Annotated in this window: 13 protein-coding genes and 1 other RNA gene; 1 reads left to right on the top strand and 13 read right to left on the bottom strand. The window is 38.4% G+C overall.

What is annotated here, in order from left to right; translation table 11 throughout:
• Window positions 1-113: 113 nt before the first annotated feature.
• The 8 genes from NGR58_RS02165 to NGR58_RS02130 form a co-directional block, all read right to left on the bottom strand.
• On the bottom strand, window positions 114-1,058 hold the full coding sequence (locus NGR58_RS02165; protein ID WP_258088064.1) for a GRP family sugar transporter: 945 nt from the start codon (window positions 1,056-1,058) through the stop codon (window positions 114-116).
• A gap of 125 nt (window positions 1,059-1,183) precedes the next feature.
• On the bottom strand, window positions 1,184-2,086 hold the full coding sequence (locus tag NGR58_RS02160; RefSeq protein ID WP_258088063.1) for a sensor histidine kinase: 903 nt from the start codon (window positions 2,084-2,086) through the stop codon (window positions 1,184-1,186).
• Window positions 2,087-2,103: 17 nt separating this feature from the next.
• A complete protein-coding gene (locus NGR58_RS02155; protein WP_075269177.1) occupies window positions 2,104-2,832 on the bottom strand; it encodes a response regulator transcription factor in 729 nt (242 codons plus the stop codon).
• Between the two features lie 247 nt (window positions 2,833-3,079).
• Window positions 3,080-4,321 carry a cytosine deaminase gene (gene codA, locus NGR58_RS02150; protein ID WP_258088062.1) on the bottom strand — a complete coding sequence of 414 codons (1,242 nt, stop codon included), beginning with the start codon at window positions 4,319-4,321 and terminating at the stop codon, window positions 3,080-3,082.
• A 25-nt stretch (window positions 4,322-4,346) separates the two neighbouring features.
• Window positions 4,347-6,434 carry a DNA topoisomerase gene (locus NGR58_RS02145; RefSeq protein ID WP_258088061.1) on the bottom strand — a complete coding sequence of 696 codons (2,088 nt, stop codon included), beginning with the start codon at window positions 6,432-6,434 and terminating at the stop codon, window positions 4,347-4,349.
• A 24-nt stretch (window positions 6,435-6,458) separates the two neighbouring features.
• A complete protein-coding gene (locus NGR58_RS02140; protein WP_258088060.1) occupies window positions 6,459-7,817 on the bottom strand; it encodes a cytosine permease in 1,359 nt (452 codons plus the stop codon).
• A gap of 165 nt (window positions 7,818-7,982) precedes the next feature.
• Window positions 7,983-9,035 carry a mechanosensitive ion channel family protein gene (locus NGR58_RS02135; RefSeq protein WP_258088059.1) on the bottom strand — a complete coding sequence of 351 codons (1,053 nt, stop codon included), beginning with the start codon at window positions 9,033-9,035 and terminating at the stop codon, window positions 7,983-7,985.
• A 120-nt stretch (window positions 9,036-9,155) separates the two neighbouring features.
• Window positions 9,156-10,142, bottom strand: coding sequence for a GMP reductase (locus tag NGR58_RS02130; RefSeq protein ID WP_258088058.1), 987 nt, complete (start codon window positions 10,140-10,142; stop codon window positions 9,156-9,158).
• A gap of 198 nt (window positions 10,143-10,340) precedes the next feature.
• Between NGR58_RS02130 and ssrA the strand changes: the two genes are divergently transcribed.
• Window positions 10,341-10,705, top strand: a transfer-messenger RNA (tmRNA) gene (ssrA, locus tag NGR58_RS02125).
• 540 nt (window positions 10,706-11,245) lie between these two features.
• Here ssrA and NGR58_RS02120 read toward each other — a convergent pair.
• From NGR58_RS02120 to NGR58_RS02100, 5 genes are all read right to left on the bottom strand, one after another.
• Window positions 11,246-11,419 carry a hypothetical protein gene (locus tag NGR58_RS02120; RefSeq protein ID WP_258088057.1) on the bottom strand — a complete coding sequence of 58 codons (174 nt, stop codon included), beginning with the start codon at window positions 11,417-11,419 and terminating at the stop codon, window positions 11,246-11,248.
• Entirely contained in the window at window positions 11,409-11,555 is a 147-nt protein-coding gene (locus NGR58_RS02115; RefSeq protein ID WP_258088056.1) for a hypothetical protein, read from the bottom strand. Before NGR58_RS02115 ends, NGR58_RS02120 begins: the two co-directional genes overlap by 11 nt.
• 129 nt (window positions 11,556-11,684) lie before the next feature.
• Entirely contained in the window at window positions 11,685-11,933 is a 249-nt protein-coding gene (locus NGR58_RS02110) for a hypothetical protein (RefSeq protein ID WP_258088055.1), read from the bottom strand.
• Window positions 11,934-12,106: 173 nt separating this feature from the next.
• A complete protein-coding gene (locus tag NGR58_RS02105; protein ID WP_258088054.1) occupies window positions 12,107-12,304 on the bottom strand; it encodes a hypothetical protein in 198 nt (65 codons plus the stop codon).
• A 155-nt stretch (window positions 12,305-12,459) separates the two neighbouring features.
• Window positions 12,460-13,272 carry a 2-keto-4-pentenoate hydratase gene (locus NGR58_RS02100; RefSeq protein ID WP_258088114.1) on the bottom strand — a complete coding sequence of 271 codons (813 nt, stop codon included), beginning with the start codon at window positions 13,270-13,272 and terminating at the stop codon, window positions 12,460-12,462.
• Window positions 13,273-13,457: the final 185 nt, after the last annotated feature.

The raw sequence follows: 13,457 nt of genomic DNA, 5'->3' as shown, positions 1-13,457 counted from the left end.
ATAGAGCGTGAACAAAGTTATTTTGAAGCTGGCGTGTAACTTAATTTGCGTCATTTTTGCACAAAAAAACTGGAACATTTTCGTTTGTTCCAGTCTCCTTATTTAGTAAATAATTATAGTCGGGCTATCAAAATAGCGCCAACAACTACCAAAATTGATCCAATTGCAATATAAACCATTTGGCGTGGTGTTTTCTTCTCTTTTAGTAAGAAGATAGCTCCAAACGTTCCGACAATGACACCTGTTTGTGACAAAGTAGCGGCAATCGCTTGACCAACATTTGGATTAGCAGCTGAAATAAACATAAAGACATTTCCAAGTCCCCAAACCAAACCAGTGACCATATTGCGCCAAGTTCCTTTTTCAAACATTGTCTTACCTTCTTTCATAAAGAAGATAACAATTATGAATGCTCCCAAAACTTGACCAATTGACTGCGGACCAACAATTGCGGTCATGTAATCCAACCCTTTATTTTGGTTGTGCACATGATCAGTTATATAACCCATCTTGTTCAGCAAATTAGGGAAAATAAAGTACATCATAAATCCCAAAGTTGAAATCAAGACTGCAATTGCACCACTTTTCATATCACGGTTAGCAGCCGCTTGATCAGACTCTGCAGAATCAGGCAAAGCTGTTAATACAGCACCCAAGCCAACGGCAATAATGGCAATTGTCCCAAATAACCACATATGACCAGTCCGCCACTCACCCAACACAACAGCAGCCAACAAGGCATTACCAATAATTTGGCCAGCAGTTGATAATGGCTGTCCAATCGACACACCTAATTTTTTGAACCCCACGAACTGGCCAGCAGTTCCAACAGCCCAAAAAATTCCAGAAACGAAACCAACCAACCAAATACGTGGATTAAATGCAAATGACATACCCGAATTCGGAATAACGAAAACGCACAGTGTTAGCAACCCAAAGACTAATGACCCAAAAGTCATTCCTAACGTTCCTTGCGCAGCCGTACCACCCATCTTAGTGGTAACCAACCCTACTGATCCCCAGGCTAATGCCGGAATCAACGCAATTAAAATCGACATAATATCTCCTTCACAATAATTCAAAAAATATTCACAACATTGAATAATACCACAATAAATGTTTAAAAACAATATAATCGATATCATTTTGTGAAATAATTTCAAATAAAATGTGTCACTAAGTATTACTTATTAATTGCGGGTAAAATGATTTCAAAAGTCGTGCCAATTCCTAACTTAGAAGACACTTTGATTTCACCATGATTAGCACTGACTAGTTTCTGCACAATAGCCATCCCTAACCCAGATTCACCACGTTTTGTTCGCGATGGATCAACTTTATAATACCGTTGCCACATCTTGCTTAACTGGTCTTCGGTCATACCAATCCCCGTATCTGATATGATAATCCGGGCCTGATTATTTTCAGTTTCAACTGAGACAGTAATAATACCATTAGTTGTGAATTGAGTAGCATTTGCTAGAATATTCGTTAAAATTTGAGCCACTTGATCCGGGTCTGCGTAAACAAAAATATCTTGTTTTGTTAAATCTTGAATTTCATTCCCAACGGATTCTGCTTGCTTCAGCAATTGATCAATCTGACGGCGAATAACTTGCACAACATCAAAATTTTCCGGTTGATTTTCTAATTGTTGTTGTCTTAATCGTTCATATGACAATGTTGACTTAATTAACCGAGTTAATCGATCCGCCTCTTCCTTAATCAAATCATAGGAATGTTGCTGCTCATCTGGATTAATAACACCATATTGTAACCCTTCAGCAATCCCCGCAATCGTTGTTAAGGGTGTCCGCATTTCATGTGAAGCATTCGATAACATAGCTGCTTCTTCTTCACGTTGCATAACAGCCTTATTTTTTAAATTCGTCAACTCCTGTTGCTGCTTTGCTACTAAACCCATCTGTTTCTTTAACGCTATCAGACCATATAAGCCAATTATGGTAAGCAACACTAACATTAACGTAATCAAGAGCGCATGCAAATGTAGACATACGAACACAGTTGCCAAGATAAACACTAGGATCAGTATGATTAATAATTTTTCAACGCGTCCTTTTTTCATATGCACATCTCATCCGGTTATTTCATCTGTGTTTCAGGCACATTTGAATCATCAAATTTATAGCCAACGCCCCACACGGTTTGAATAACCTGTGGCCCAACTTTTTCAATCTTTTGACGCAACTTCTTCACATGTGCATCAACTGTACGCTCATCACCAAAATACTCATAGTCCCAGACCAATTGTAATAATTGATCACGTGAAAAGACCTGACGTTGCTTTTTTGAAAGCACGCGGAGTAAATCAAATTCTTTCGGTGTCAAATCTGGAATCAGCACATCATTTAAGTATGCTTCACGTGTCCGTGAATTTAATTTAAACGTCCGTGTTTGCACATCAAAATCATCGATAACATCTTCTTCATGGCTAGCAGGTTGCATCGTTGCTCGTCGATATAATGCTTTGATCCGCGCTATCAACGTAATTGGGCTAAATGGTTTCGTTACATAATCATCCGCACCAACTTCAAAGCCCAGCACCTGATCTGAATCCGAATCACGAGCTGTTAGCATAATCAGCGGCACTTCTGCCGATACTTCTCTAATTTTCAATGCGACTTGCATCCCATCAACTTTGGGCAGGTTTAAATCCAGGATAACCACATCCCATGATTGGACATTCTCATTAAATAACCTAAGCCCTTCCTCACCATCATAAGCATTTGTAACGTCCCATGCTTCTTTTTTATAAAACATCCCCATCATTTCTGACACGGATGTATTATCTTCTATCATTAACAATTTCATATTTTTACCTATATCCACCATCAGCACTTTTTTATTTCATAATTCTTTAATTTCTATTATACAACGATGCTTCTTAAAACTTTTTAATTTGTTATTTCATCACTGCAACACCATAAAAATTATTTTTGCTAAAAGTCATGCAAAATGGGCAGGAACACAAGAATGCGCCCCCGCCCATTGGATTTAAAATTCATCAATTATAAATCGTTAAATTTCAAGTAAAAATACGTTTCCAGATAGGATTACCTTATTTTGGTAAATGAACTTGCGTATTTGCTGGCTCAGTTTCCACCAAAATATGACCTTCATGTACAGAATAAAGTAATTCTGCGCGTTCGTTTAAAGTGTTGTACCAATTATCAGCATTAAAAATCAAAAAGTTAGCTGATTTACCAACCTCAATACCGTAATTATCTATAACCTGCATGGTGCGAGCCCCTTGCTTGGTAATAAAACGGTATGAATTCATAATTTCGGTATAACCCATTATTTGAGTCGCATGCAGCCCCATATGCAAGACGTCCATCATATTCCCATTCCCCATTGGATACCAAGGGTCTTGAATATCATCTTCACCAAAAGCAACGTTCAGTCCTTCTTGATCAAGCTCTTTAACACGTGTCAATCCACGCCGTTTTGGATAGGTGTCAAAGCGTCCTCCTAGATACATATTAATTAAGGGATTGGCGACGAAATTAATATCTGCCATCTTCAAAAGCCGCATTAATTTAGAAACGTATGCATCATTATAAGAACCCATAGCAGTTGTATGTGATGCCGTTACACGTTCCTTCAACCCTGTTTCGAGCGCCAACGTAGCTAATGTTTCTAACCCACGTGAAGCTGGATCATCAATTTCATCTGTATGTGCATCTACCAATAAATGGTATTTTTTCGCTAAGTCAAAAACAAAGTGTAATGAATCTACTGAATACTCACGTGTAAATTCAAAATGAGGAATTGCGCCTAGTGCATCTACCCCCATTTCAGCTGCCTGGGTCATCAATTCTTTACCATTAGGAAAAGAAAGAATACCTTCCTGCGGAAAAGCAACCAACTGCAAAGTCATCCACGGCTTTGCTTCTTCACGAACTTCCAATAATGCTTTTAAGGCAACTAGGTCCGGATCGGTCACATCAACATGGGAGCGCACAAACTGCAATCCATGGGCTGCCTGTAATTTCAAAGCCTGGATTGCCCGCTTTTTAACATCTTCATGTGATAGAGTTTGTTTACGTTCACCCCAAATACGAATACCATCAAACAATGTGCCGCTTTCATTCCATTCTGGCTGACCAGCAGTCAGCGTTGCATCTAGATGAACATGAGGATCGACAAATGGTGGTAGCATTAATTTTCCTGTCGCATCAATAACTTGTTCATCAGCAATTGGTGTTAAAGAATCCGCAATAGCCACAAATTTGCCATTCGTCACGCGGACATCTTGGCGTTTTGCAGCATTTTCAATCACAACTTGTTTGATTAACATCCCTAATCTCCTTAATATTTAACAGTTACTTTTTTCTTGGCTTCAGTTTAAATCCATAAAATGGATGCCCCTTGTACGTCTGTTTGGCCAAATAACCCGTCGCAGTATAACTTTTTCCTCTTTTTGTCTTGGCGGCAAAACTAATTTCATCACCATTGAGTAGTTGTTGTAGCTCATCATCTGAAAATGTATGATTACTCCAAGTTTTCGAAAAACTAATTTCTTTACCTTTAAATTTTGCTGTAATCTTCTCAGTTTTCTTTTTTGAGCTAGTTCTGGTGGCAGTAGGTTTTGGTGCTCCTAATTCATCCGATAATCTCTGCGCATTTTCAACCATAATGGGCATATCATGCTGGATTACTTGGCTAACCGAATCTAACGCTTTTGCCATAGTTAGCTGGAACTCACCAACTTCGTCCATCATTTCGAATAACCTTTTCGTGATCTTGGGTGACGCAATCCAAGTACCATCTACCATAATAGCGGAAACATTCCCCGTTTCAGTAAGTGTCAATCGACCCCTTTTTTCAGTCATCATTTTCCGAGTACCTTGACTCATCTCAGAAAGCGTCGAAACACGGGTTGCCCCAGTACCAACATCATGCTTTTCTAAAAAGGCCATTAACCACTTAGTCGTTGGGTAGCTAGGTTTCTTATTACTGCCCTCATAAATGTACGGATCTGCCTGTGGACCAAGTATTCTATTCATTTGATTCTCATCCGCCTTGTCATCTTGCAAAGCCTGTTGTGCATCATAAACGAGTTTATAATTTTTAGCTATGGGCACGTTAAATGCCGTTTTAAAGCTAGGATATTGTCTGATTTCAGCTGTAACATGATCATAAATATAATCTTCTGCTAGCATGGCTAAATAATTTTTGGCCAAAATTTCATAAATAGCGGCAGCACTAACACCATATTTCGATAATGATTGCATGCTTATCGGAACGTTCAAACCAGGACGATTAGCCCCGTGTGATCCTTGTGCCTTAACATGCGTCTGTCGTGGTTCACGATGTGTTAGTAGTTGTTTGTTTACACCAACTAGATCAGCAATCTGATCAATTTTCGGTAGTAATTCTGCAAACTGTTCCGGTGTCACCGATTGATCGTCAGTTCTTGGATATGAAACAATTTGTGCTTCATACAGTTTCTGATACGTTCGTAACACCTCTTTACTATCAAAACCACGTGGCGCTAAAATAGCTGCCAAACCTGCTAAGTCCAATAACTTATCAGGTGCTTGGCGCCGCTTAACATGTTTTTCATTCACAACATCAGCAGTTTGGTAGTTTTGTTTGTCATTTTGTGCAGATTCTTTATCAAGATATCGCCAAGTAACTTGCTCATCTTTTGGTACAGTACGCTTAAATACGTGCCCTGCTAAATCTTTGAATCGGACTTCATAAAAAGGCCTTTTCACATAGTTCTTAATTGCTCGCATTTGTTCATAGATTTTCCAAACAATTACTGACTTCAACCGGCCTTCACGGGCAACAACTTTAAATCCGGCCTTTTTAGCAGAGGTTGTTGCAATTCTTGTCAATTGCATCGAAGCAAAATCCCAACGACTGCGGGTTTCTCCCTTTAAGTAAGATCCATGTTGCGTTTTATCTGAGACATCAATTAGATGATTCATTGCCTGGCGAATGCTTTGCGGCGCTTCATCAACAAAATTTGCTCGCAATACTTTACCTTGCCAACGGATAGCATCAATCACTTCCCATGCCAACAAATCGCCTTCACCTGATGGATCGGTATCAGTGGCAATTACAATAGCATCATACTGACGTTGACTTTCCTGTTTTAAGGTTACCAATTCTGATTTAGTGGATTTTAACCGTCCAGTTCTTGGCTGACGTTGTTTTAAATATGTCCGCTGCCAGTTCATTTGGTCTAATTGCCAAGGTAAATATTTTAAGGTCCAAGACTTATACGCCGTACGTAAATCCTCAGCAACCATTTCTTCTGGTTCCTTAAAAGTCATCATATGTCCATGAAGATTGACAATTTGATAAGCATAGCCAGCATATTCACCTGACTGCCCACCCAATGCTTTTATAAAGTTTTTAGCAGCTGATGGCTTTTCTGTGATAATCAAGTATTTCATCAAAATCCGATCCTCAAAAATAAAATTTTATTTTGCTCTACCATTAAATAATTTGGTTAATAGATAATAGATGATTCCTGATAGGAGCATCGCAACAAATGTGACACCAATCGTCTCACTTATCCAAGAAACATATTTTAAACTAAAGTACAGAATGATACCACTACCCCACGAGAGAATCGCCAACCAGTTCAAACCGCTTTGGTACCAATATTTGCCACTAACTTTAGTAATCTCTGACAATTCATACTTCCCCTTACGAATCACAAAGTAATCAACCAAGAAAACCGCAATTTCGGGACCTAAAAACATGCCGATATAGTCCAAAAATGTTGTGAATGCCTCTAAGAAAGTCGCAAATAATAGCGGAATAAATGAAACAAGCGTTGCAATAAGCGTAACGATCCACAAGGCAGGCGTTAGTTTTAATTTATGCCACATATTAGTTAGTGCAGAACCCGCCGCCATCAAGTTAACCGCATTAGCAGTCGTTGATGTCATGATAATAACCAATAAAGCAATAATTCCTAATCCTAATTTAGACGCAATCGTTGACGGATCTGAGTCATTTGGATCAAATGAATTATTCATAACAGCAGTCCCAATAGTTGCTAATAGCCCAATAAAGGCAAACCCAAATAAGCCCAGATTTGCTCCCAAGAATGACCAACCAGTTGCACCCGACTTTTTCTTAGCAAATCTAGAAAAGTCAGAAGATGCTGTTACCCAAGCCAAATTAAAAGCAGCCAGGATATCAATTGCCGCCCCTGAAGAGATACGGACTGATTTAGGCGGTTGCCAATCAAAAATTTGACTCAATGAGACATTTTGAAAGACCACAATCGCCTCCCAAACAACAAAAATAATGACTAAAATAATCCCGATTCGTTCAATCATACGCACAGACTTTTCACCTAACGAAATCGAAGCTAAGTGTAATAAGGACATAATAATAATCCCGACGACTAGACCAGCTTTACCACCATTGGCGTAGGCCGTCCACCCCAACATGTCTTTAAAAATTACCGAAATTGAAATAGCGGCAATAAACGTATTTGCTGCTGCCCAACCGATAAATTGCACGATATTAATGACTGAGGGGCCGAAAGATCCTTTCAACCCAAACGATGCTCTTGTTAATGCCATCATAGGTAATCCTGTTTTATAGCCCATGTAAGATGCTAATGTTAGAAATACATATGACAAAATTCCTGTCACAATTAGAGTCGTCGATGCAGTATACATACCTGCCGCTGCAATCACACCACCAATATACCAGGTACCATTATTAGCATTTGCCCCTATCCAGGTCGCAAACATATCCCAATTTGACATCGTTCGCTCATTATCGTTAATAACCTGTACTTGCCCAAATTCTTTTGCCATCTTCTCCTCCTCAATTGGGGTATAAAAAAATCGCCCCACAAATATGGCGCGATTTAAATTGGTTATCTATTTTTATAACGCGCTCCTTTGTCAGCTCTCGTCTGACGATTAAAAAAGCAATATTTAATTGTACTAAACTATACCGTTTTCTGAAATTAAAGTCAATTACTGCTGTGACATTGGTTTAGCGTTAACTGATAAATGGATGTTATGTGCAGCTAAAATACGCAAAACTAACATATTAACATCCGCCTGATCACCTGAAAAATCAGTATCTGGGTTCATATTAACAAACACATTGACATTAAATTCATAGCCATATGGTGTTACTTGAGAAATTACCGCTTTAACACTATCCGCATCAAAACGTTCATCCAATGATAACTGCCGCATCACCTCTTCGGAAACAGCCACAATTTCTTTCGTATCGGTTTCCAAAGCTAGGTAAAACACCAATGAAATTTTCCGTTTTGCTACCCGAGACCAATTTGTAATGGGTTCGTTAGACAAGGTTGCATTGGGGACAACAACTAATGCGCCATCACCTGTTCGAATCAAAGTTGAACGGAAAGTAATATCTTCTGCTACACCAGCAACAGAAGGCGATTCGATCGCATCACCAATTTGAAATGGCTTTTCAGTAATAATAATAATACCACCAAGCAAATTTTTAATTGGGTCTTGAGCAGCCATTGAAACAGCCAAGCCTGCTAACCCCAAACCAGCAAAGACACCATTAACATTAATACCCCAGTCAGATAGAATCATCGTGACGGTTAGTGCCATGACAATAAATTGCAATGTTCGCTTTAAAAACGGCATCACAATTGAATCAACTTCAATATGAATTTTAGCACCAAAATATTGTAGTAAATCAGTTAGCGATGACATCAATGAATAAATCCCATACCCCACACTGAAGATTAAGACCGATTTATTAATTTCATCCACATAATGAAGAATTAATCTTGGCGCATGCGCAATATGTAGCGCCCAAACCAGACCAGCAAATAGCACCGCAATTTTGACAGGTCTTTCGAACGCAGTTAGAATATCGCGCCAAATTTCAAAACGTTTCGATAATCTTTTTTTAATTTGGTTAAAAATTACACTGACAATGCCTTTAGTTACAATGATTGTCACAATAATAACCAACAAAGCGAGTCCAAGTGATTGCCAGTCAAAGTTATCGATCAACCATTTTTGTAAGAGCTTCATAAATGACTCCCTTCATTTTTCCTATAACATTATCATACCTAATTTATTGCTTTCATAAAACAAAAAAATAAGAGATTGCGACATTTTATTTTGTCTCAATCTCCCTAATGCATCTATAAATTAATACGAATCACCATTCACAATTGAATTTTTAACAATTACATAATCCACATAACGTAAGTCGTTTAACTGACGTCCACCTGCATATGAAATAGATGACTGTAAATCTTGTTCCATTTCAATCAATGTATCTTCAATCAAGCCACGATATGGCACCAATAGTTTCTTACCTTCGACGTTTTTATATTCACCCTTTTGATATTGTGAAGCAGAACCAAAATAAGTCTTATATTTTGCCCCATCTAATTCGACAATATCACCTGGCGTCTCGTCATGACCGGCAAATAATGAACCAATCATAACCATCGTGGCACCAAAACGCACTGATTTTGCAATATCCCCATTATAACGAATACCACCATCAGCAATAATTGGTTTCTTGGCCGCCTTACCACACAAACGTAGCGCAGCAAGTTGCCAACCACCAGTTCCAAACCCAGTCTTTAACTTAGTGATACAAGCCTTTCCAGGACCAACACCGACTTTCGTTGCATCCGCACCAGCATTTTCTAAATCACGGACTGCTTCAGGTGTTGCAACATTACCAGCAATCACAAATGATTCGGGCAATGTTTTCTTAATGTACTTAATCATTTCAATGACTGAGTCTGAATGGCCATGCGCAATATCAATTGTAATATATTCCGGTACCAGCTCAGCTGCTTTTAGCTGATCAATAAAATCATACTCTTCTTTTTTAACACCAACGGAAATTGAAGCGATTTGACCTGCTTCATGAAATGTCCGTACGAAATCCAAACGTGTTTCTGGGTTAAAACGATGCATCACATAAAAATAACCTGACTTGGCTAATTTCATTGCTAAAGCATCATCAATAACAGTCTGCATATTAGCTGGCACAACAGGGATTTTAAACGTATGGTTTCCTAATTGCACTGATGTATCAGCCTCTGAACGGCTATCAATAATACATTTATTTGGCACAAGTTGGATATCTTCATAGTCAAAAACAGTTGTAAGTTCCATATTATATACTCCTAAGCGTTAATGTTCGTGTTTTTAATTCTTTATTTTTTAATTCAACCACCAAATAGACATTATACACGAACTATAAATATTAAACAATCATTTGCACACATTAAAAGCGAATATTTATCCTGAGCGTTAGCAAGATAGTATTTGTACTCGTTCGCAAAGATTGGTATACTAGTACGTATATGTAACGGGGTCGTTACGGAATCGACTAGCATTGTTTGGGCTGGTACTGCGTTTAGGGGTTGTGGCCCTATAATCCACTCAGTAGAATTAACTGCAAAAAATTCAAACAATAACTACGCATTAGCTGCCTAAAAAACAGCTGGCGTTGCTTACTTTAGTACTAGTTGCATGCTACCGTAAGTCTCAAACTAAGCAACCTGCGCTAAATTCTCTCCGTCTGCGGGAGTTTAGAAGAGGATAATCAGGCTGGCTTGTCCGATCGCTTGGTAAAACGGCGTGCGGTAAGTGAGAATGAAATGGTTTTACTATGAACGTAGAGGTGTCAGTTGCAAGATGTTAGGACAGGGGTTCAACTCCCCTCGGCTCCATAGTAGGTTTTACAAATACTGTATATCAAGGCTTAAGCCCTTTATAGCAACGTTAATTACACCAAAGATACACCAACAATAGCCGTTTAATTCCATTAAATTCCGTTGAAAAACGTCCTCCGGTGTATTTCTTGAATTAAATAATCAGGACTGCCTACCGAACAAATATGTCGCTATTCATGGATGTGAGTAGCGTTTTTATTTTGCCCTTAAACGATATGCCATTTACCAACTTCATTTTTAAAGAGATATTGCCCAATGTAAATATTGTGGCTAATATTGAGGGCTGGCAAGTAATAACAATTGTTCTAATTGTTTGCCTTTCTAGTGTTGTGAGGTCTTTTATCAAGTATCATTTTACTTACAAGACAATGCAACACCCAAAAGAAAAGTGCCAACGTTCTAAACGCTGACACTTAACACTCTAAACTCTGGACACTTGTCGCCTGTAAGGTCTCGCACACCTTGCAGGCTTCTTATATGTGTTAATTATACGGTGTGTGTTTCTACTTTGTAAAGCCCTAAGCTCATCTTACATCATGGTTATTGCTCACGCCTTTCAGCAATCAATTGTTCTAATTCATCCAAGTCATCATTAGTGGCTAATTTCTTAATGAATGATCGTGCGTAAGTTCGATAACTCAAATACTTTTTATGTTCTTTATTTTTTGCTGCCCAACGTTTGTTAGCTTCAGTCTGTGCGTTTTTACTTGTCATAACGATACACCTTTCGCCAATTGTTAGAGTTGATAACGTGAATTTTTAGCAATATTTTATAGAGACTTGGCAATAGTTCAATCGTAATGTTCCCATGTTTTAATGGTTGTTCTTTAACCATTCGCAACTTCATCATAGTCCCACCTCTCTGAAATAAATAACACTACATATATCCATAATACTATAAAGTAGTATACATTTGCTAAACAAAACGCCAACAGGGTTTCCCTTGCTGACGTTCTTTTATTATCTAGTAATTGGTATCTTAGTTTAACTCTTGAATACTTTCATTAACTTGGTCGATTGAGCGCAACATCTCAAACATAATGTTAGCCTTAACCAGTTGAATACGCTCGGACTTATCTAGATTATCTTCTGCATTTAGATAGTTGAGTTCGTGCCGAATATCCTTGTACTCGTCATCCCCTGTTGAATGACTTTTCTCTACTTGCACCTTGAACTCATCAAGTCCTTTTAGCTTATCTGCCATATCCTTTTTAAACATATTTTCCATAATTAGTTATCTCCGTTAATATCTTGAACAATTAGATACATGCCAATAGTTGCTAATTCAATGAGTAAAGTTACCAGTCCACCAAGCATGAATATCGCAACTTGGACTCCCATTTATAAGCTCCCCTTTAATTCATTAACGGTTTGCTTCAACTCAAATACTTCATTCTCTAACTAATCCATGCGCTCACTTTCCTTAACTTTGCTCATAGCAGTTTTAGTTAGGTAAGCCTGTCCTAAAATGTTTATAGCTTTTCTGGTATCAGGGTCTTTAATTCTATTGGTTTGTTCCTTAATCTCTCGACTCGCTTTCAAATATCTTTCTTCTGGGTTCATTTTTACCCGCTCTCTTTCCTGTTTCAATTTAGCCACTTAAAAACTCGTCATGACTTATTTGTTTAATTGTATAGAAAAAAGCCACCGACAATTTAATGTCAGTGACTAATTTTTAATGATTATACTAACGATTGAATAGATGATTGCTGCGTTCACTAATAATTATATACAACCTACGTAGCCTATTCATTTTAATCAGAAACAACATCAAAGAACACTGCACCTAATCCTTTGTTAAACGTTGCCTTCCAGTTACCATCACCTAGTGATTCTGGTAACAAGAACGTCCCACTTGAAACGCGTTGTCCAGCCTTTAAAGGTGTTCCTTGCTGCTCAAGCTTTTCAGCCAACCAATGAAGTGAATTTAATGGGTTACCCAGTACTTCCGAAGAAACACCATCTTTTAATTTTTCTCCATTATGGAATAATTCACATTTTACATCAGCAAGTTCATCAACATTGTCAAACAATTGATCTGCATCAACTTCTTGACCATAAACAACATAACCTCCAACAGCTGCATCAGACATCACCATATACTTTGACAAGCTTGGGAACCAATCACTGAAACGTGAGTCAGGGACCTCAACCGCTGGTGCAACCGTTGTCTTGTGTAGTAAATCCGTCATTGAGTCGGTACTATAAAGATCCTCCTGTGCTGTAAATAGCATTTCGACCTCTGCTAATGGCTCCATTAAGTCACCACGGTATAATGTTGTCGGTGATGAAACAAAGTGGCTCTCAACTTGGGCACCATACAGCGGTGAATCTGAGTCAAACATGTCCTGTGTTTCCTGACTAGTAAGCGATACCTTGTAGCCACCAACTGCTTCATTTTTTAATTCAGTTAAATGACGCTGAACTTGGTATGCCGTCTCCTCATCAGTAACAACACCTTCGTAATCAGACTCTTGCAGTGGTTCGTGTGTCTGATAGGCTTTAAATAAGTGCTCTGCTAATTCTTGTTCTGTCTGTGATAATTCTTTCGTTGATAATTCTGGCATTGCTTGGTTCATAAATATATCCTCCATAGATAAGGCTTATCCCCACTTATGTCCGCTGTGTGAGGACAAATGCATCATATTTTACTAATACAAAATTATTAAAACAACTTGTCAATTGCATCAAAAGACTAATCTGGCTTGGACTTTCTTTTGAGCCCTTAATCACCGATTCCATATGTCCTCAC

It is taken from the genome of Weissella fangxianensis (assembly GCF_024718545.1).
Classification (GTDB): Bacteria; Bacillota; Bacilli; order Lactobacillales; family Lactobacillaceae; genus Weissella; species Weissella fangxianensis.
Note: the sequence above shows the minus strand (reverse complement) of the source record. Positions and strands in the feature narration are given on the sequence as shown.

Coding starts and splice junctions, on each gene's coding strand:
- NGR58_RS02100 (WP_258088114.1), bottom strand. CDS start 13,272: ATGCCAGAATTATCAACGAAAGAATTATCACAGACAGAACAAGAATTA.
- NGR58_RS02110 (WP_258088055.1), bottom strand. CDS start 11,933: ATGGAAAATATGTTTAAAAAGGATATGGCAGATAAGCTAAAAGGACTT.
- NGR58_RS02140 (WP_258088060.1), bottom strand. CDS start 7,817: ATGGCAAAAGAATTTGGGCAAGTACAGGTTATTAACGATAATGAGCGA.
- NGR58_RS02130 (WP_258088058.1), bottom strand. CDS start 10,142: ATGGAACTTACAACTGTTTTTGACTATGAAGATATCCAACTTGTGCCA.
- NGR58_RS02165 (WP_258088064.1), bottom strand. CDS start 1,058: ATGTCGATTTTAATTGCGTTGATTCCGGCATTAGCCTGGGGATCAGTA.
- codA (WP_258088062.1), bottom strand. CDS start 4,321: ATGTTAATCAAACAAGTTGTGATTGAAAATGCTGCAAAACGCCAAGAT.
- NGR58_RS02135 (WP_258088059.1), bottom strand. CDS start 9,035: ATGAAGCTCTTACAAAAATGGTTGATCGATAACTTTGACTGGCAATCA.
- NGR58_RS02155 (WP_075269177.1), bottom strand. CDS start 2,832: ATGAAATTGTTAATGATAGAAGATAATACATCCGTGTCAGAAATGATG.
- NGR58_RS02160 (WP_258088063.1), bottom strand. CDS start 2,086: ATGAAAAAAGGACGCGTTGAAAAATTATTAATCATACTGATCCTAGTG.
- NGR58_RS02120 (WP_258088057.1), bottom strand. CDS start 11,419: ATGACAAGTAAAAACGCACAGACTGAAGCTAACAAACGTTGGGCAGCA.
- NGR58_RS02115 (WP_258088056.1), bottom strand. CDS start 11,555: ATGATGAAGTTGCGAATGGTTAAAGAACAACCATTAAAACATGGGAAC.